Consider the following 20139-nt stretch of genomic DNA (forward strand, 5'->3'; position numbering starts at 1 on the left):
ATTGATCAACTTTTTAACTACCAATTCCCTCTCGAGCTTCTAATACTTTCTCGAAATTTGACTGACTACTACGTTATCTCTCTATTTTAAAAACATGACATTTACTCTTTAATTTTGCTCACCGAAGCTTAAGCAAAATGTATTCCATATCGATTAAGTTCTCTATTGGGCTTTTTGCTATACTCTGCTTTTAATGATTATGAAGTTATCTCACTGAAGTCGAATATGAGCAAAGTCAAAACCGTTTACCGTTGCGAGCAATGTGGTGCCGATCATCTAAAATGGGCAGGTCAATGTTCAGAGTGTGGTGAATGGAATTGTCTTAATGAAGTCAAACTAGAACCCACCACTGCTCATCGTGCACGTCCTAAAGTTGGGGGTTATGCGGGTCAAGTCGCCAATATTACAACGCTTAATAAAGTCTCTGTTTCTCATGAAACCCGTTTACCAACAGGCATTAGCGAATTTGACCGAGTGCTTGGCGGTGGTTTGGTAACAGGTTCTGTAGTACTCATTGGTGGTGACCCAGGTATTGGTAAATCGACCATTCTTTTACAAACAGCAACTCACATGGCAAGTGCAAAAAGTTCTGCGCTTTATATTACGGGTGAGGAATCGCTGTCACAGGTTGCCTTACGTGCCCAACGCCTTGACCTACCAACAGACCAGTTAAAAGTCATGGCTGAAACTTGTGTCGAACGCATTTGTGAAGTTTTAGAACAAGAACGTCCTGTTGTCGCAATTTTGGACTCTATCCAAACGCTTTACACAGAAACGCTTCAATCTGCGCCGGGTGGGGTTTCACAAATTCGTGAATCTGCTGCGTTATTAACCCGTTATGCAAAAAATAGTGGCACAGCGCTATTTATTGTTGGTCACGTGACCAAAGAAGGTGCATTGGCAGGTCCTCGTGTTTTAGAACACATGGTGGACTGCGTACTTTACTTTGAAGGCCAATCAGACTCACGTTATCGAATGATTCGTGCAGTGAAAAACCGTTTTGGTGCAGTCAATGAGCTTGGCGTATTTGGCATGACCGATAAAGGCTTACGTGAAGTGGCTAACCCTTCTGCTATCTTTTTAAGTCGTTATGACGAAGCCATTCCCGGTTCAATTGTCATGATCAGCCGTGAAGGAACTCGCCCGCTTTTAGTTGAAGTTCAGGCTTTAGTCGATGATGCTCAAGGACAACCAAGACGTGTTGCACTTGGCCTTGAACAAAACCGTTTAAACATGCTGCTTGCTGTTATGCATCGTCATGGTGGTGTACAAACCACCGGACAAGACGTGTATGTCAATATTGTAGGTGGTTTAAAAATTACCGAAACAGGTTCGGACTTGGCTGTTTTACTTGCATGTGCTTCGAGTTTGCGAACAAAAGCCTTACCTCAGCAGCTTGCAGTTTTTGGTGAAGTTGGGCTTTCAGGTGAAATCCGCCCTGTACCTAATGGTCAGGAACGTTTAAAAGAAGCAGCAAAACATGGCTTTAAATACGTCATCTTACCAAGAGGTAATGCCCCGCAAAAAGCAATTCCTGGCGTACAAGTGATTGCTGTTGCCCGCCTGCATGAAGCCTTGACTGAGGCGATGCAACTCAGTGATGAATTGACATAAAAAAACATACTTTTAAGGTTGAAATTTAGAGTAAATACCTGCATAAATACTATTACAAATTAACTTTAAACAGGAATTTCCTATGGAAGTACACCAGCGTGGCTTGATTACCGGTATTTTAATGGCTGCTTTAGCAATTTCTCCGCTTGCTGAAGCTAAACGTGCAGGTGGTGGTAAAAGCCACGGTATGGCACGTTCTACTACTTCAAGCCAGTCTTATCAACAACCTCGTCAAGTGACTCCAGTTCAACAACCTGCTACAGCACCTCAGAGATCTGGTCCGGGTGTTGGTTCAATGGTTGCCGCTGGTGTGGCTGGTGCTGCCGTAGGTGCTGTTGCAGCAAATGCTTTAGCAGATGACAAATCAACATCAGCTGAACACCAAGTAACTCAACCGGGTAATGAACAAGCTGTTCAAGCCCAAGAAGAGAAAAAAGGTGGTATCCCTGGCTGGCTTTGGGTATTACTTGCAGCCGCTGTAGCTTTCTTTGTATTCCGTAAATTGGGATCAAAAAAAAAATTAGCAGCTAATAACCCTTATGCACCAAACAATGGCGGTCAAAACCCATTTGGCCGCTCGGCAGCTCCAACCAATACAGGTGACAATACCAATATCTTTGGTCAATCTGTAGGTGGTGGTGCAGCAACACAAGCTCCTTTTGGTAGCGCAACGACGAATAGTGGTAACCAATTACCAGATGGTAGCGAACCTGCTTCTTTCTTACGCGTTGCTCGTCAGCGTTTTAACCACATTCAGTCAATCAATAGTGCAAGTAACATTGAAGAAATTCGTCGTTACTTAACCCCTGAACTTTACAACTCTATGTATAACGACATTATGGAGAACCAAGATCAGGACGTTGCTGAGTTTAGTAACTTAAATGCAATGGTTGTAGACAGTGCGACTGAAAATGGTCAATACATTGTGAGCGTACGTTTCACAGGTACAGTAAGTGAAGATTTAAACAGCTTGCCACAGCCATTTACTGAAATCTGGCACTTTGTAAAACCTGTTGGTTCACAGCAAGATTGGGTTGTTGCAGGTATTCAACAAGCCTAACTTAAATAAGTTCTAAATAAAAAAGCCACATTATTGTGGCTTTTTTATTTCGTTGTTTTCAGGCAATTTCGGCTGGAAAAGCAATGACTTTTTCAATTTTAAGTTGATCGGTTGCAACCATGAGTAATCGATCAATTCCCAAAGCGATCCCTGAACATTCAGGCATATGAGGCAATGCTGCTAACAAGTGCTCATCTAATGGCATGACATGAAGTCCTTGTTTAGCTCGCTCTGCATTATCTGCTTCAAAGCGAGAACGTAACACGTCTGCATCAAGCAATTCATCGTAAGCATTGGCTAGCTCTAAGCCTTCGATATAAACCTCAAAACGCGCTGCAACCTCTTCCCCATCTTCATCTAATTTCACTTTTGCCAAAGATGCCATTTCTGGAGGAAAGTCAGTTAAAAAGACAGGTGCATCAAACCCTAAACTTGGTTCAACAAAATGAGAAAACAACAAATCCATATAAGCTAAACGGTCATCGCCCAAGTCGAGATTTAACCCAACACGATTTGCTGTGTCTTTAAGTTGCTTCAAAGTTGCTTGCAACGGGTTAATATCTAAACGGTCCTGAAAGGCATGCTTATAGCTCAAAATAAATGGACGAACTTCGCCAAAACGATGCTGCAAACAGGTTTGTAATAAATCAGCTGTTTCATACATTAACGCTTTTAAGTCCAGACCCGGACGGTACCATTCAAGCATGGTAAATTCACTGTTGTGTTTGCGCCCGTGCTCATCGTCTCGGAAAACCTTACAGATTTGATAAATCGGTCCGCTGCCACTTGCCAGTAGACGTTTCATGGCAAATTCAGGCGAAGTCTGTAAATACTGAGTCTGCAATTTGCCATTGATATGACGTAAAGCCTGAACCGAGGCTAAATGTACGTCAGTCACACCTGCTTGTGAAACCACGGGTGTTTCAACTTCCATGACACCACGTTCTGCAAAAAACTGACGGATTTGAGTATAAAGCTTGGCACGAGCCTTTAAAGCATCAATTGAACAAGTAGGTTGATAACTTAAACTCATGCCTGTGGTCCCCCGTGAGCTGCCCATTCACGGCGCAGCGGATAATTCTTACGTAATAAATCAAATGCTTTTTGCTCTACCTTGCCCTCTTTAACACAGGCACGGATGTTGGCATCATCTTGAGCAATATCATAAATTTGAGATATTTTTTGCTTTAGCACTGCTTTTAAATCATGTCCTGAAAAATAGTCTTCACATGCAGGCAACTGGGTTTCGAAACGCTTATTAATGTCATATCCAAATTTTTGACAAAACGCTTCATAAATCATTTGCGTACCACGCGCTTTTCCTTCCAAGCTATAACCCGCAATATGCGGTGTCGCCAAAGCCAACATATTTAAAAGCTCTTCAGATATCACTGGCTCATGCTCAAATACATCGAGCACCACTTTACGCTGGGTACGTTGAATATCTTCAATTAAAGCGGCTTCTTTTACGACCGGGCCGCGTGCACTATTAATCAAAATTGTGTCAGGTTGAAGCGCTGCAAAAGCTTTTTCATCAAACAGATGATACGTCGCATGTTCGCCTTTTTTGGTCAGCGGCACGTGAATTGAAACTGCATTGGCTTGTTGCAACAAGGCTTGAAAGCTTACATTTTCAATTGAATCTAACTGTACAAAGGGGTCGAAGCCAATCACTTTCCAACCAAGCAACTGAGCCATATAAGCCAAGCGCTTACCGACATTGCCAAGACCCACAATGCCTAGCGTAAATTTTTCTTGTTGTTCTAAAAGGCTAGCATCTAAATGCAGTAAAGCTGTAATCACATATTCAGCAACCGCCTGTGCATTACAACCTGCGGCATTGGCCCATGTAATTCCTTGTTTTTCTAACGCTGCAATATCTAAATGATCGGTCCCGATTGTGGCACTACCCACATATTTTAGGGCGGTATTTTGAATTAAACTTTCATTTACTGCGGTGACTGAACGGACCAATAAAGCTTCAGCATCTTGTACGTCTGTATGCGTTAAGGTGCGCCCTGCTTTATGTTGAATATCGCCAAACTCTGAAAAAAAGTAATCGGTAAACGCCAAATTTTCATCTGCGACGATTTTCATGGTCTGCAACCCATAGCTTATAAAAACGTTATTATCCTTTGAGTTGTGGCAAAGTACAATGTTAAGGGTATTAAATTAGTACAGGGTTTCAAGACTCAGTTCACTTACAAACCACCGCCAAAATAAAAGTAAGCCATCACAGCAAGTGTGAGCCAAATTAAAATAATAAGTACGGCAACCAAATAGTTTTTTGGCCGCTTTTCATGTTCATCTAGCCATTCTTTAGCTTGTTGTTCAGCATCGAAAATGACTTGTTGAGGCGTAAAACGAACTGCTAACCAAATCAGTATGGGTAAAATAACCGCATCATCAATAAAGCCTAAAATAGGAAAAAAGTCTGGAATTAAGTCGATGGGGCTAAAAGCATAAGCCACAGCCACCACAGCAATAATTTTGGGTAACCACGGCATTTGAGGATGCCTTGAGGCAAACCAAAGCATAATAATTTGTTTTTTTAGACGTTTTGCCCATTCTTTTATTGATTGTACCCAAGACATTTGGACAGACTCTGAACCTTTAGAATTTTATAATAATCTATAAAAACTAACCTTAGCTTAAAAGTGAAAGGAATATCGAATGAACCCAGCCCTAATTCCTTCACATTAAAAGATATATTTTATATTTCCGTATATAAAACAAATCCATCGCCCCTGCAAAAGCTTGCCAAAGTGAGGCCCGATTGCTTGGCTAACTGAATAGCCATACTGGTAGGCGCTGAAATTGAAGCAAGCAAGCCAATATTGAGCTGAGCACATTTTCGTATCAGTTCATAACTTGCCCGACTGGTCATCACCACAAAACCCAAACTGGTGTCGCAGTTTTCTTGCGCTAAATAACCGAGCAATTTGTCTAAGGCGTTATGGCGGCCAACATCTTCAAATAAAGCCACGATTTGACCGTCAACTACCCACGCTGCAGCATGCGCTCCACCCGTTAAAGCGGTAATTTCTTGTTGAGTTTTTAAATGGGAAATGGCACTCGGAATTTGCTCAAGCCATATTTTTGATGCATGCGTTGTAATTCTTGGCACATCTAACTGAAACTGCTCTAAGCTTTCAATTCCACATAAACCGCAGCCTGTACGGCCGACCATCATACGGCGATGTTCCTTTAGGGCAGCAAATGCTCTCGATGAAATGGTCATTTCCACCGTAATGCCTAGTTCATTTTGATGCACATCAAGGGCATATAGCTCTTTTAAGCTGGTTAAAATTCCTTCCGAGAGACTAAAACCTTTAGCAAATAAATCGACATCGGTCGGTGTCGCCATCATCACCGCATGCGAAATACCGTTATATACCAAGGCAATTGGGTACTCTTGCACAATATGATCTAAGACATTTTCAGATTCGGTTTTGTTAAACCGCTGTACTGGCAATGTTTCAACCCCATAAGCATGTGGTGTCAAAATTATTTCCTTTACTTCAAAATGGCGCTTGTTTAGAGCGCCTTTTGCTTAAATTTCATTTTAAAAAATCAGATTCACTTAAAGACTGCTAACTTTCTTATTGGCATCTTCAGGGTCAACGGCTGTTGCCAAGTTAAAATGCTCTGGCGCATTTCCGGGATGTAAAATCACAGGAACACTTTTAGAAGCCGGAATCATGGCATATTTATCATGACTGCTTAAGGCCACCAAAGGATTGGTTTCCGGATAGTAAGCCGCTAAGCTGCCGCGTGGAATGTTGTACGGCACAATACGGAAGCTGTGCACAATGCGCTTCACACCATCCGAGAAAACACTTTCAATATCAACCCACTGATTTGCTTCAAAGCCCGCTTCATCAATATCGGCTTGGTTCATAAACAACACACGGCGCTGACCAAAAACCCCACGGTAACGGTCATCCAGACCATATAAAGTGGTGTTGTATTGGTCGTGAGATCGGGTGGTCATTAAGGTATAAACCTTACTTTCGGTATATGCGGCAGCGTACTGATTTTCTTTATCCGCATAGACTTCTTCAAGTGGCGTAATTAGAAATTGCGCTTTACCACTCTTTGTATTCCAGATGTGCTGATTAGCTGGATGTTCTAAATGGAAACCGCCGGGTTTATAAACGCGTAAATTAAAATCATGGAATTCATCAAACACATCGGCAATTGAGTCACGAATGCGGTCATAGCTTTCAATGTACCATTTCCATTTAATCTGACTCTCTGGCAGCACGGCCTCAGCCATTCTTGCCACAATATCGGGTTCAGACAAAATATTTTTAGAAATTGGAGTATTACGCCCTGCAGACAAGTGGACATTACTCATTGAGTCTTCAACTGTAATAGCTTGTGGTCCATGAAGCTGCTCATCAATTTCGGTACGGCCTAAACATGGCAAAATAAGCGCATCTTTACCACACACCAAATGGCTACGATTGTAAGCATCCGGCTAACACAGCCTTACCAAGCGGTCCTATAAGCCTTAATTTAGTTCCCACCTAAAAACAAGTGGGGACTTAATCCATGAACATGGATATATATTCAGCAACACCTCCTGTTGCTAAAAAACGCAGAACATACAGCAAAGAATTCAAACTCAGTATTGTCAATGCCTGTAAAAATCCTAATACCTCGATCGCTTCGGTCGCACTGCAACATAGTATTAATGCCAACCTTGTCAGTCGTTGGATCAGGATCTTCAGCCATCATGAGGGTGCCGTGCAGGATCCTACTCATGTGAATCCAGCATTTATTGCTTTGCCTTACACTGCTGCAATCAGCCAACCTATTGATGAGAGGATCACGTTGTGTATCACCGTGCCTCATACGAATAATGATATTCAGCTAAAATGGCAGACATCAGAAATACCTGCCTTGGCAGAATTACTCAAGGCACTGGCAACATGATCCGTATCAATGAAATTTGGCTCTCTACCCAGCCCATGGATATGCGAGCAGGAATGGATACTGTCATGGCTCAGGTGGTGAGAGCCTTTGGCTACATCAAACCGCATTGCGCCTACCTGTTCTGTAATAAACGTGGTCATCGTATGAAAGTGTTGGTACATGATGGACTGGGCATCTGGCTGTGTGCCCGGCGTTTGGAACAGGGTAAATTTCACTGGGCTCAAGTTCACCAAGGTGAAACCGTGGCCCTCAGCCCGGAACAGTTACAGGCATTAATCCAAGGTTTGCCCTGGCAGAGAATTGGATTGCAGCAAGTGGTGAATATGCTCTAAACCAAGCTCGACCATTCTGCCATCCTCCAAACGTTCTATTTCATTCTCTTCATGACCTCAGGCATACTGCGGTCATGAATACGCTGCCTGACTTAAGCCAACTGACCCATGAACAACTGCTGGAATTCACCAGACAGTTGGCGATGCAGCATCAGTCTCTAGCACAATCAAACCAACAATTGGATGCCAAAGTTCAACATCTTTCTATTCTCAATCAAAAATACGAGCATGAACTGGCGCTGTTTAAAAAGCACAAATTCGCCCAAAAGAATGAACACTTAACGGCAAAACAAATCCACCTATGGGATGAAGCGGTTGAAGAAGATATTGCTGCTGTTGATCTGGAATTAGAACGATTAAATGCAGATAAAACCGATGCAGCGACACAGAAAGCCAAAACCAATAAACCTAAACGTCGACCACTGCCAGATCATCTACACACCATCCGTATTGAGCATGAACCTGCATCAACCCAATGCACTTGTGGATGCCAACTCCGTCGTATCGGCGAAGATGTCAGTGAGAAACTGCATTTCAGACCGGCACAGTTCTATAAGGAACAGCATGTGCGTGGTAAATGGGTCTGTGATCAGTGTGACACTCTGACTCAGCAAGCGATGCCCGCCTATGTGATTGATAAAGGCATTGCTTCACCTGAATTGCTCAGCCATGTGCTGGTATCGAAGTATGCCGATCATTTGCCGCTGTACCGTCAACGTCTGATCTATCAGCGGGCGGGAATCGAACTTTCTAGATCAACTTTATCTGACTGGATAGGTCGCTGCGGTGTAGAACTGGAACCTCTGGCCAATGCCTTAAAAGAGGTGGTGCTGCAACAGCGGGTGCTGCATGCAGATGAAACACCGGTCACCATCATGCGGATGGGTGAGAATGAGAAAAAACCGAAGAAAGGTTATGTCTGGGCCTATGCCACCACACAGTACAATCCAGTTCAGGCGGTGATCTATGACTTTCAGGATAGTCGTTCAGGCCAGCATGCTGCAGAGTTCTTGAAAGGCTGGCAGGGCAATCTAGTCTGTGATGATTACAGTGGTTATAAAGCACGCTTTAAATCAGGCCAGGTCATAGAGGTCGGCTGCATGGCCCATGCACGTCGTAAATTCCATGAACTGCATGTGACCGGGAAAAGTCAGGTCGCTGAACAGGCATTGGTGCTGATTCAGAAACTGTATGCGATAGAAGCAGAACTCAGGAAAAAGACCGATGGTACAGCGGAAGACCGCCGCGAATACCGACAACAGCATAGTCAACCAGTGATGCAACAACTATATGAATGGCTCAACCAACATCATCTGACAGTGCCATCGAGTTCTCCCACCGCCAAGGCCATCAATTACACTCTGAAGCGTTGGCCAGCCTTAAGCCGCTATCTGGATGATGGCAATCTACCGATATGCAACAATTGGGTAGAGAATCAGATGCGTCCCTGGGCGTTGGGGCGCAAGAACTGGCTGTTTGCAGGTTCGCTGCGCAGTGGTCAGCGAGCGGCAAACATCATGACTTTAATCCAGTCAGCAAAGCTGAATGGGCTGGATCCGTATGCCTATTTAAGTGATGTGCTGAAAAGGTTACCGACACATAAAGTGACCCAGATTGAAGAGTTACTGCCGCACTGCTGGAAACCTAAATCGAATTAAAAAATAGGTATGGGATTCAGCGGACGCTTACCTACGATTTAACTTGGTTGCCACATGTACGGTTAAATTACATTTTCTAAGCGCTTCTTGTGTATAAGCGGTGTCAGGTGTTGCAACGGCAAAGTTTCCGCCCAAACCAATAAAGACTTTGATATCACCTTCGGCCATGGCTTTAATGGTTTCAACCACACCATATCCATTTTTTCTTGGTGATTTAATACCGAACACACGGTCAATATTGTCGAGAAGTTTCGGGCTAGGGAGTTCATTAATGCCCATAGTACGATCACCTTGCACGTTACTGTGCCCACGAACCGGACAAAGCCCTGCACCCGGTCTGCCAATTTGACCACGCGCCAACAATAAATTTGCCAGCATATGTACGTTAGCAGTTCCGTGACGATGCTGGGTAATCCCCATACCCCAACAGAAAATTGAACGCTCTGACTCTAAAAAGAGTTTAGCCAGTTTTTCTAAATGTTCAGGCGACAGACCGGAGTGCTTATAAAGATCTGCCCACTCCGTTCTTTCTACCTCCGCAATCATTTCGTCGAAACCAACGGTATTGACTGCAATAAAGTTTCGGTCAAAAACGCTTGGTTTACCTGATGCAAGGGCCTTTTTATCCCACTCATGTAAGTGCTTTAAAATACCCAACATCAGTGCATAGTCGCCGCCAATTTTAGGCTGGAAATAATAGCGACTAATTGGCGTACTGCCATTGGTCATCATTTCAAGCGGTGCTTGCGGGTCTTGGAAACGTTCGAGACCTCGCTCTTTAATAGGGTTAATCGCAATAATGTTGCCGCCGCGTTTAGACACTTCACGCAAAGTACCTAACATACGTGGATGGTTGGTTCCCGGGTTGTGCCCAAAACTAAAAATGGCGTCGGCTAAATCAAAATCTTCTAAGGTGACTGTGCCTTTTCCTAAACCAATCGAGTCGAGCAAACCAACACTTGTGGTTTCATGGCACATGTTCGAGCAATCTGGAAAGTTATTTGTACCAAAGCTTCTCACAAACAATTGATATAAAAATGCTGCTTCGTTACTGGCACGGCCAGAGGTATAAAATGCCGCTTGGTCTGGATGGTCTAGCGCATGCAAATGTTGAGCGATGAGCTTAAAGGCATCGTCCCATGAAATAGGCACATATTTATCGGTTGCAGCATCATAACGAACTGGGTCGGTTAAGCGGCCTAGGTCTTCTAGGAAAAAGTCACTTTGTTCTGATAGCCAACTAACGGTATGCCCTGCAAAATATTCAGGAGTGACGGTTTTACTAGTCGCTTCAAAGGCAACCGCCTTTGCACCATTTTCACAGAAGTTAAATGCGTGAGCATCTTTCTTTTCTGGCCATGCACAGCCGGGACAGTCAAAACCTGTAGGCTGGTTAATGTTGAGTAAGGTAATTGAACCTTTACCTAAAATATCTTGTCGCTTTAAGTTTCGAGCAACACTGAGCAGTGCGCCCCACCCGCCAGCAGGATGAGTATATGGCTCAATTCGCGCAAAACCGTTATTTTCCTGTATGTGCTTTTGTTCTTCTGAATTATCCACTTTTTCATCCTCTTATCTTTTTTACACTCAACAGGCTCAGTGAAATCACAATTTAATTATGGTTTTATCAAAGCTACCCGCTGTTTACCCATGAGTAGAGTCCACTTTTTATATTATTGCCACTATGCTAAAAGCCGGCTCAACCGTTCTTATAATATGTGCCATATTCTTTACAATTACAATAATTCAAGCCAACCACATTATTTGCATAAAAACATATAAAACAAAGAGTTAAATAGATATTAATTCTATCTTTTACAGATAAAAACATTATTAGGTTTCATTTTTAACAGACTGAAAGCTTTTTAAAATTGACACTTACACGACTTTATCTATGTTTTTTTCGCATTAAGAAGTATAAAACAATTAAAAATTTATCTGCATTAGAGCATTTATGAAGGTTGTGATCGCCCCTGATTCATTTAAAGATAGCTTATCGGCTTTAAAGGTAGCTCAAGCCATTGCCAAAGGATGGCAAGCAGTATTTCCTCATGCAGAAACGATTTTGTGCCCAATGGCAGATGGTGGTGAAGGAACCATTGAAGCAGTTTTAGAAGTCTGCGATGGACAATGGCTTGTAAAAACAGTGGTTGGACCATTAGGTCAGCCTGTTCAGGCCAAATGGGGTTGGTTAGAAACACAAAAAATTGCCATGATTGAAATGGCTCAAGCGAGCGGCATACAGTTAGTTCCACCGTCTGAGCGTGATGCCTGCCACAGCACAACGTTTGGCACAGGTCAGCTCATTTTGGAGGCTTTAGACGCAGGCGCAAAAGACATTATTTTAACTGTAGGAGGTAGTGCGACCAATGATGGCGGCACAGGCTTACTTAGTGCTTTGGGTGCAGTTTTACTCGATGCTAACCAAAAGGTTCTACCCGCGGGCGGCCTTGCCCTTAGCCACCTATCCAAAATTGATTTAACACATTTCGACTCGCGTATTCAGCACACACGGTTTTTATTGGCTGCCGATGTGACCAATCCACTTTGCGGTCCAAATGGCGCATCACATATTTTTGGCCCACAAAAAGGTGCTTCCGCTGCTCAAGTCCAGTTACTCGATGCAGCCCTTGCCCATTTTGCCGATGTCTCGCTTAAGCTTTTAGGTTTCGACAAACGAGATGAAGCGGGTTCTGGGGCTGCTGGTGGTTTGGGCTTTGCCGCCAAAAGTTATTTAAATGCAGACTTTAAAGCTGGAGTTAAAGTTGTGGCTGAACTGAATCAGCTTGAGCATAAAATTTCTAACGCAGATTGGGTAATTACGGGTGAAGGTAAATTTGACCAACAAACCTTAAGCGGTAAAACCGTTTTTGGGGTAAGCCAAATTGCCAAAGCCCACAATGTTCCGGTCATTGTGATTGCAGGGACTTTAGGTGAAGACTACCAAGCACTTTATGAGCACGGTGTAAGCGCTGCTTTTTCACTAGCCAATGGCCCCATCACCCTAGAACACGCCTGCGAACATGCAGCAGAACTCATTTATGAGCGAACAGTCGATATAGCGAGATTAATTCAGTTTAGCCAAACCAGCTTAAATGATAAAAAAGCCTAATCGGCTAATTTTAAAAGACTCTCTCTACAGCTCTCCAAGATTTCATCGCTAAGGTTTGATTGGTCTGGGCATGCACGTGACAATGCAATTGCCCCTACTGACTGAGCAAGAATATTAATAGCTTGCTTTCTCAGCTCTTCTGTTTCTAAAGAAACTTGTTTTGCGCGTTCATTCATAATGAACTCAATAAGCTGCTCAATGCCCTCTTCAAACTCGAATTTTACTTCGTCGGGCTGTCTAGCGGCATCACAAGATAGCGCTGTTAAGGTACAGCCCTGATCTCGGTTGTCCCGATGTGTACGAGACACATACATTTGAATAAATTGGGTTAAGTTTAAACCTTCTATTCTTTTTAAAACCTGCTCAAGACCATGTTTGGCAGTAATAGTAACAAGGTCTGTTTTCGAGCTGAAATGTTTATAAAACCCACCGTGAGTAAAGCCTGCGCTAGACATTAATTCGGCAATGCCCACCCCGTCGTAACCTTTGCTACGAAACAGTTGAGTCGCCTTTTCAACAATTTTATCTCGGTTTTCTTTTACCTGAGTTTTACTGACTTTCATGTTGGTGCGCTCACTTTTATTCACCCTGCTCGTCATTATTATACATTGATTATGATTGACATCAAAACCTGTATATTTTAGATTATGATCGTCATCTAAAAATTAAAGCGTGGAGACATCACATGTCAGCTCAATCAAAAGTACTTATTACAGGGGCTTCGTCAGGAATTGGTTCTGTTTATGCAGATCGATTTGCTCAACGTGGCTATCACTTAATCTTGGTGGCACGAGACACCAACCGTTTAGATAAAATTTCAAAAGATCTTCAAGAAAAATACGGCGTACAGGTGGAGTTCATTCAAGCCGATTTATCAAACGATCAAGACATTCGCAAAATTGAAGATGTACTCAAAAACGATGCTGATATTGAAATTTTGGTAAATAATGCTGGGATTGCACTGAACGGAAACTTTTTAACTCAAGATCGTAATGAGATTGAAAAACTTCTAACTTTAAATATGACTGCGGCGGTGCGGTTGTCTCATGCAATGTCGCAATCCCTTATACGCAAAGGTAAAGGCGCCATTATTAATTTAGGCTCTGTACTTGGCTTAGCGCCTGAATTTGGTTCTACCATTTATGGCGCAAGTAAATCTTTCATCCAATTTTTTAGCCAAGGCTTACATTTAGAGCTAAAAGATCATGGGGTACACGTTCAAGCTGTATTACCTTCTGCCACTAAAACCGAAATTTGGGAACGTTCAGGTATAGATTTAAGCCAAGTTCCGCCATTAATGGATGTCAATGATTTGGTCGATGCAGCCCTGATTGGTTTTGATCGTAAAGAAACAATTACAATTCCTGTGCTGAAAGATGAAAATCAATGGAATAATTTTGAAAAATCGCGTATGACATTATTACCAAACTTCTCTTCGGCTGAAGTAGCCCAACGTTATAAAAACTAACGACTACGGCTACCCAACTCTCAAGTAGGAAAATCTTATGAATGTTATTGATGCTCTCCGCAAACGCCGTGCAGTTAAACGCTTCGACCCTGCTTTTCAACTCTCTGAAGATGACAAGAAGCAGTTATTACAAGAAGTTTTAGCAAATGCACCAAGCGCTTTTAACTTGCAGCATTGGCGTCCGGTCATTGTTGAAGATGCAGAGTTAAGACAAAAAATTCGCGCGATTGCTTGGGACCAACCACAAGTAACAGAGTCATCATTACTGATTGTGTTATGTGCCAAAGTAAATACATGGGAAGTTGACGCTAAACGTGTATGGGATGGAGCTTCTCCAGAAGTTCAAAATATTATGGCTGGTGCAATTGACCAGTATTATCGTGACCGCCCACAAACCCAACGTGACGAAGTGATGCGCAGTGCAGGTATTTTTGCTCAAACCCTCATGTTACTTGCTCAAGAACACGGTTTAGATAGCTGCCCTATGGATGGTTTTGACTTTGACGCAATGGCGAAGCTCATTAACTTACCTGAAGACCATGTGGTATGTTTAATGATTGCAGTTGGTAAGTCGGCTTCCGAGCCTTATCCACGTGTGGGTAAACTTCCTTACGACGATGTGATTATTCAAAATACATTCTAAGTCGTTATTCAAATTTTAGGCTTTCATATTATTTGGATATTATGAAAGCCTATTTTAAATTATTTATAAATGCTATTTGAATTGTGTGCCAACCAAATTTCCACTTCCGTAGTAGCTGAAGTGCTTAGGAAAACTAATCTGAAAAGTTCTATTATTTCATAAGAATTTTTCTATACCATTATATATTTAATGTACCCGTGCAATAAAACAATATATGTTAGCACTTAACTTAGGTAATTTATCGATCTGTAATATAATATTTTCTCACTTTAAAGTACTGTAAGAGGTTAAAATTTATTATTGCAGAGTGTTCAGCAATCTATTTATAAATACATTAATAAGAATATTTACTATTTCGGAACTTTATCTCCATCTTGAGGTTCCAAATATAAATCTAAAGGCATATGTCTTACTTTGAATACAGTTCCAACACTTGAATGTTCATGCGTTGAAAAGAGACATAGATTATTTTTATTACATATAGAAAAGTCTAAATTTGTTAAATTCTCTGGATCAATCTCTGATTGTTTCTTAAGTACATCTTTCCATTCATCCATAATCAAAGTAACCTTTTTTTTAATTTTTTTGTATAACAGAACTCCTCCATAACTAGCATTTCTTTCACCTGTTGCATATCGAGTATTTAATTGATAAAAACCCTCTAACATATATGCTGGCCCTTTATAAATTTTTGCTTCCCCCAACCACAGAAAATTATTTTTCTCTACAGAGAAGTCTACATGTCCATTTACATTTGCATCATGATGAGCAATAAAATATTCTTTTAAACGATCAACAATAATTCCTGTTAACTGATCTTCAGAAAAATCTTTATATAAATTTTTATTTCTACATAAGAAACTATAACATTCATCTATCTCATCATAAATACAATCCACAAATTTCTCATAGGTGTTCGCAGTACTAATCCTTACTAATTTTTTTAACTTGGGATCATCTAATGTCCATAAAGCTTCTAAAACTTTCAATCCTTGATCACTCACTTAAATTCTCCCGAAATTCTTTAGTAGGAGTAAAAAAAATATTAATCAATTTATTGAATTCTACCTCAGAAATTGTTTCAAAAGTAAATGGATGTACATAGTCTTTTGTAGTTAAGACTTCATGTATAAAATCATCATCAACCCCTTCAAATCTATTTTTTATCTCATTAAAAGCTTCAAAGTGTTGCTCTAGAATATTGATTCTTGAATCAACAAGGATATATAAAGCTATATTAAATTTCTCATGATTTTCTATACCGGACCACTCATATAATCTACCAAAACTCAAATGATAAATATTATTAACATCATGCTCATAAATTTTACTAATAATATTAATACAAGCCATAGAAATATCATTTGGATATTCATGTAAATATTCACAAATTCTTTTAACATACTTATCTATGGCATTATTCATTAAGCTTACCTTTTAATAAACCCAATTATTTTATCTATACAAAATTCAAAACTCTGACGGTTAGTAGCCCCTTGAATCTGTGCCTCAAATAACTGCCTAGCAGCTCTACTATTCATAGCCCTAAATGAGCCTAATAAGAAAATCTCTGGTTGCTGATTATCTAAGTCATAACGAATACTTATACGATATGGTTCTATAGGTGTAGCAGCTGAACCAGCTATATGATAAACAGCTTTTCTTACATCTGGGCATGTTTTATGTAAGCGTTCATTATGACTTGTACCTGCTAAAGTTAAAAAAGAAATACTTGTAACCTCTCCTGATTGATCTTGATAAAATCTTTCAATTGAAGGGAAAAGATTATCACCACTTTCTTTAAGGCGGGCTGTAGAGGATATCCCTCTTACACTATTATTTATTTTTCTAACTAACTTGGCATGAGCTTTATTTAAAATTGCTGAATTGGATATTTCTGCTCTATCTAAAGATAAAATAATATATCCTTTCTTTTTATTAAAAATAATAGAATCATAACATTCACGCAATACACTTTTAATAGCATAAATTTGTTGTATACTTTCATCTTGATCATCAAAAAGATTAATATCAACAGCTACTTTTTCAAAAAAAGTTCTTGTAGTTTTATAAATAAAAAATTCTAAATCTCCCATTATATTGTGACTTTCAAAATTAAGCTCTTCTAAGTTATCCGTCGAACTTTTATCTAAATTTGCATACAAAGTATCTAATTCTTGATAATTTGTATAAATTGAAACAGACTTATCTTTATATAGAAGATATGATCTTAAAATCTTACCTAAATTTAATTTTAAATCTTCTAACATATTTTCTATGTTATCGACTGTAAAACTTTCAAAATTTAAAATTAATTTATCCCAACCTGTAGCACTTGGGAAATTTAATTTAGTAAATTGATTCTTCACTTCATTAAAGCTAATTCTCGTGCGTAATTCTTCTGTTAAATGAATTATATCTTTCTTTAGATTTTCTATATTAGACATAAAAAAAATGCTCTACTTAAGTTTTAAAATTGTTTAATTATATACTTATCAACTCAACTAGACTATCATCTTTAGTAGTAATTCTAAGAATGTAAAAGGCTTTTTATGGCTGGTTTGAAAGTTTTTGTTTCTTCTACTTGTTATGATTTATCATTGGTAAGAACTCAATTGAGAACTTTTATACAAAATCTAGGCCATGACCCAATTATGAGTGATTATAATGATTTTCTTTATGATCACCGAAATCATACTCATACAAGCTGTATCAATGAAGTACAGGGAGTAGATATGGTTATTGTCTTAGTAGGTTCAAGATATGGAGGAGATGCAGTAAAAGAAACTTTTGACAATATAAACTTTGAAAAGTTAATGAGTGATAGTTTTGAGTTTGATGACCTCATAAATAAATGTTCAGTTACTCAAGCTGAAGTTTTTAAGGCTAGTGAATTAAATATTCCTATATTCGCTTTTATTGATCAAAATGTATGGCATGATCACGAACTATATTCAAAAAATAAGCAAAACGTCGCTATTATTAATCAGATTCACTTCCCATCTATTGAAAAGCAAGAAACCGCAAAATATATATTTGAATTTATAGATTTTTTACGTAAAAAATCAACCAATAATGCAATTTTTACTTTTACAAAAATTCAAGATATTGAAGAAACATTGAAAAAACAATGGGCTAGTCTTTTCCAAAAATTGCTTAAAGAAGATAAAGAACGAAGTGCTCAAGTGAAACGTATTGATGATTTAACAGAAAAATTTGAAGAACTACGAACCTCTCTTGTTAATACATTAATGAATGATCAACAAAGAGCCATGGCAGATGCTATTGTTCGTTATAAAGATCTAGTTAATTTTATACAAGCTTTTGCAAAAAAAAATGTTGATGAATTAATACAACCTGATTTACCTAATTGGCCTCAACTATTAGAGAGCATTGGTATACAAGAAACTTTAAAAATTGAAGGGAAGAAATCTTATAACTATTCACAAGAAGAATTGAATATAGTTTTACCTATACTAGAAGCTGCAAATAATCAAGGCATAAGGCCTTCATCAATAATTTTTTTAAATGCTAATAAAAATGGATTTTTCCTACTTTTAGAATCTTTGGAATATTATGAAAAAGTTATAGATAATTATGAACAATTTAAAACTGAAGATGAAAATTTACGTAAAAAAGTAGTAAAAGCTATTACTGAAATAGACTTTAATAAACCAGTAGTAAAATTTCAGCCTTTAAAGAATAATATTGGCTATACAACTATTGTTCCTCAAGATTCTTCTTCAAATATTTCTAAATCACTCTTGAATGACATACTTTCTCATCATGATGATAAAGAAGAATAATATAAAAAGGAACGCTTAATATTAAGCGTTCCTTTTTATGATTATTTATATCCTAAAGCGCAGCTGACTATCTAATTAAGAATATTGAAATACACTATTCACAATAAACTGCCTTAAAAAGCGCATTAATAATCTCTCATTTTCATCAGCCTGTTCTGACATTAAAAGCTGAAGAATTGCACCATCAATCATATATAAAAACAGTCTGGCATCAGTAAAAGAGACATCAGCTTTGAGTAATCTAAGTTGGCTATAAATTTCATTGGTCAGCCATGTTCTATACCTTACCGCGGTTTGATAGGCGTTTGGATAGCTGTTTTTAGTTTCAAAAATGGCCTTAAATAATAAGTAATACTGCCCTTCTAAGTTGGTATGTAATTCATAAAGAGTCGTAAGTTTATCGATTGTGCTTGTGTCATGGTCGTACTCCACCATTGCAACCACTTTGTCTTGGAGCTTTTCTTTTTGCACCATCAGGCAAATTTCAATAAGTCGTTCTTTAGAGTGAAAATAATTATAAAAAGTCGCTTTTGTAATCTCTGATTCTTTCACTATTCTGTCGACGCCAATAAGGTGAAATCCACGGTGATGAAACAGATCAATTGCTTTATTTACAACGTATAAGGCACGTGTTGGGAGAACTAAATTTGGCATAGTTTTACCGTTATAAATTCTTGTTGTTTGTAAATGAGATACTTTTTTGGGAGAAAAAAAGGCACAGCAAAGCCTATAAAGACTGTGCTTGGCACATCTCAAGTTTTATTGTTGCTAAGTTTTTGGTTGTGACGATTTAAAGCCTGAAAGGCCTAATAGCCCTCAAACTGCTTTAAAGCTTATGTGGTGTCGTTATAGCTTTTGGCAAAGGCTGCCAAGAAATAATGGATGTGCAAAGCCAACTCCTTTTTATTGGGAGTTCTGCCAGACATGAATAGGAATTATGGTGGCAGAACGGAAGAAGGTTGACAGACTAGTATTATCTCAAACTAGCACACCCGTAGGTGTCCCTCTCCCGTCCTACCGCTACGGGAAAGGGACGAGTAGTACACCACACAAGACTGTTCCTCAGAAGGAAAAGCTCTGATGCGGGAGATAATATTCAGCCTGTCAAAGCCGGCTGGCAATGTGGCCAGCAGGCAAAGAATAGTGCTCAACCCTTTTACAGTCAAGCACACAAAATGACATTTGCTTTAATTTAGATCATTAAAAAGTAAGGATAAATAATGGGTGAGTTATTGTTAAATGGGGGTTTATAAAGGGGTAAAAAACAGGCTGCTGATAATAAGTTACTTTGGGTTTTAAAAAGACAATCGTTTCGTCTAAGGCATATCATTAAACTTGGTAAATTTTAATTAAATCAAAATACTCAAATTAAAAACATTTGCTATTAAATGATATATACAGTTAATATATCCTTTGAATAAAAGTATCCCCCTTCTCAAAGAGGTTTATATGTTGGAGATAGTAATCATCTGATAATCACTCTCAATTTTTATTATTGAGTTGAT

General features: G+C 39.4%; 18 protein-coding genes and 2 pseudogenes. 9 read left to right on the forward strand and 11 right to left on the reverse strand.

All coding sequences use genetic code 11. The annotated features are described in order from the left end of the window. The first annotated feature begins 225 nt into the window (after positions 1–225). Together radA and EGS71_RS08195 are read left to right on the forward strand one after the other, a co-directional pair. Positions 226–1614: a DNA repair protein RadA gene (gene radA / locus EGS71_RS08190; RefSeq protein WP_000048860.1), complete on the forward strand. Its 1389-nt coding sequence runs from the start codon at positions 226–228 to the stop codon at positions 1612–1614. 82 nt (positions 1615–1696) lie between these two features. Further along, positions 1697–2674, forward strand: coding sequence for a Tim44 domain-containing protein (locus EGS71_RS08195; protein ID WP_000451848.1), 978 nt, complete (start codon positions 1697–1699; stop codon positions 2672–2674). A gap of 58 nt (positions 2675–2732) precedes the next feature. Here the strand turns inward: EGS71_RS08195 and epmA are convergent, their stop codons facing one another. The 5 genes and pseudogenes from epmA to EGS71_RS08220 all read right to left on the reverse strand — a co-directional run. Next, on the reverse strand, positions 2733–3707 hold the full coding sequence (epmA, locus tag EGS71_RS08200; RefSeq protein ID WP_000059550.1) for an EF-P lysine aminoacylase EpmA: 975 nt from the start codon (positions 3705–3707) through the stop codon (positions 2733–2735). Beyond that, positions 3704–4771, reverse strand: coding sequence for a 4-phosphoerythronate dehydrogenase (locus EGS71_RS08205; protein WP_000706067.1), 1068 nt, complete (start codon positions 4769–4771; stop codon positions 3704–3706). Before EGS71_RS08205 ends, epmA begins: the two co-directional genes overlap by 4 nt. Before the next feature lie 104 nt (positions 4772–4875). Next, positions 4876–5268, reverse strand: coding sequence for a YkvA family protein (locus EGS71_RS08210; RefSeq protein WP_002010784.1), 393 nt, complete (start codon positions 5266–5268; stop codon positions 4876–4878). A gap of 119 nt (positions 5269–5387) precedes the next feature. Next, complete coding sequence (fdhD, locus tag EGS71_RS08215) at positions 5388–6179, reverse strand: formate dehydrogenase accessory sulfurtransferase FdhD (protein WP_000187633.1); 792 nt, start codon at positions 6177–6179, stop codon at positions 5388–5390. Positions 6180–6257: 78 nt separating this feature from the next. Next, positions 6258–7145 (reverse strand): annotated as a pseudogene (locus EGS71_RS08220) (molybdopterin dinucleotide binding domain-containing protein); the annotation flags it as partial. Positions 7146–7231: 86 nt separating this feature from the next. Between EGS71_RS08220 and EGS71_RS08225 the strand changes: the two are divergent. The 3 genes from EGS71_RS08225 (at position 7232) to EGS71_RS08235 (ending at position 9605) form a co-directional block, all read left to right on the forward strand. Continuing rightward, the gene (locus EGS71_RS08225) at positions 7232–7615 is read left to right on the forward strand and encodes a transposase (protein WP_001055589.1); all 384 of its coding nucleotides are present in this window, start codon (positions 7232–7234) and stop codon (positions 7613–7615) included. Then, a complete protein-coding gene (gene tnpB / locus EGS71_RS08230; RefSeq protein WP_000619347.1) occupies positions 7612–7947 on the forward strand; it encodes an IS66 family insertion sequence element accessory protein TnpB in 336 nt (111 codons plus the stop codon). The genes EGS71_RS08225 and tnpB overlap by 4 nt, the downstream gene beginning before the upstream one ends. Positions 7948–8021: 74 nt before the next feature. Then, positions 8022–9605 (forward strand): IS66-like element ISAba25 family transposase, encoded by a 1584-nt coding sequence (locus EGS71_RS08235; protein WP_001094424.1) that lies wholly within the window; start codon positions 8022–8024, stop codon positions 9603–9605. Positions 9606–9638: 33 nt separating this feature from the next. Here EGS71_RS08235 and EGS71_RS08240 read toward each other — a convergent pair. Beyond that, positions 9639–11165, reverse strand: a pseudogene (locus EGS71_RS08240) (FdhF/YdeP family oxidoreductase); the annotation flags it as partial. A 394-nt stretch (positions 11166–11559) separates the two neighbouring features. Between EGS71_RS08240 and EGS71_RS08245 the strand changes: the two are divergent. Further along, positions 11560–12717 (forward strand): glycerate kinase, encoded by a 1158-nt coding sequence (locus EGS71_RS08245; RefSeq protein WP_000869484.1) that lies wholly within the window; start codon positions 11560–11562, stop codon positions 12715–12717. On the opposite strand, the gene EGS71_RS08250 is transcribed toward EGS71_RS08245, so the two are convergent. Then, the gene (locus tag EGS71_RS08250) at positions 12714–13280 is read right to left on the reverse strand and encodes a TetR/AcrR family transcriptional regulator (protein ID WP_000868725.1); all 567 of its coding nucleotides are present in this window, start codon (positions 13278–13280) and stop codon (positions 12714–12716) included. The two genes, EGS71_RS08245 and EGS71_RS08250, sit on opposite strands and share 4 nt — an antisense overlap. Positions 13281–13402: 122 nt before the next feature. On the opposite strand from EGS71_RS08250, the gene EGS71_RS08255 reads away from it, so the two are divergent. Further along, positions 13403–14185 (forward strand): SDR family NAD(P)-dependent oxidoreductase, encoded by a 783-nt coding sequence (locus EGS71_RS08255; protein WP_001276032.1) that lies wholly within the window; start codon positions 13403–13405, stop codon positions 14183–14185. Positions 14186–14222: 37 nt separating this feature from the next. Continuing rightward, the gene (locus EGS71_RS08260; RefSeq protein ID WP_001100695.1) at positions 14223–14828 is read left to right on the forward strand and encodes a nitroreductase family protein; all 606 of its coding nucleotides are present in this window, start codon (positions 14223–14225) and stop codon (positions 14826–14828) included. 350 nt (positions 14829–15178) lie between these two features. Here the strand turns inward: EGS71_RS08260 and EGS71_RS08265 are convergent, their stop codons facing one another. From EGS71_RS08265 to EGS71_RS08275, 3 genes are read right to left on the reverse strand one after another with little or no spacing between them, the layout of a single operon-like run. After that, on the reverse strand, positions 15179–15832 hold the full coding sequence (locus tag EGS71_RS08265) for a hypothetical protein (RefSeq protein ID WP_001283442.1): 654 nt from the start codon (positions 15830–15832) through the stop codon (positions 15179–15181). Continuing rightward, the gene (locus tag EGS71_RS08270) at positions 15825–16253 is read right to left on the reverse strand and encodes a hypothetical protein (protein WP_001057709.1); all 429 of its coding nucleotides are present in this window, start codon (positions 16251–16253) and stop codon (positions 15825–15827) included. Before EGS71_RS08270 ends, EGS71_RS08265 begins: the two co-directional genes overlap by 8 nt. Positions 16254–16258: 5 nt before the next feature. Continuing rightward, positions 16259–17275, reverse strand: a complete 1017-nt coding sequence (locus tag EGS71_RS08275) for a hypothetical protein (protein ID WP_000065143.1) — start codon at positions 17273–17275, stop codon at positions 16259–16261. Between the two features lie 105 nt (positions 17276–17380). Here EGS71_RS08275 and EGS71_RS08280 point away from each other — a divergent pair, with 105 nt between their 5' ends. Then, positions 17381–18634: a DUF4062 domain-containing protein gene (locus tag EGS71_RS08280; protein ID WP_000907887.1), complete on the forward strand. Its 1254-nt coding sequence runs from the start codon at positions 17381–17383 to the stop codon at positions 18632–18634. A 75-nt stretch (positions 18635–18709) separates the two neighbouring features. Here EGS71_RS08280 and EGS71_RS08285 read toward each other — a convergent pair whose 3' ends face one another. After that, on the reverse strand, positions 18710–19288 hold the full coding sequence (locus EGS71_RS08285) for a TetR/AcrR family transcriptional regulator (protein WP_001133232.1): 579 nt from the start codon (positions 19286–19288) through the stop codon (positions 18710–18712). Between the last annotated feature and the right edge of the window lie 851 nt (positions 19289–20139).

Origin of the sequence: Acinetobacter sp. FDAARGOS_559 (assembly GCF_003940475.1) — a bacterium.
Taxonomy (GTDB): domain Bacteria; phylum Pseudomonadota; class Gammaproteobacteria; order Pseudomonadales; family Moraxellaceae; genus Acinetobacter; species Acinetobacter baumannii.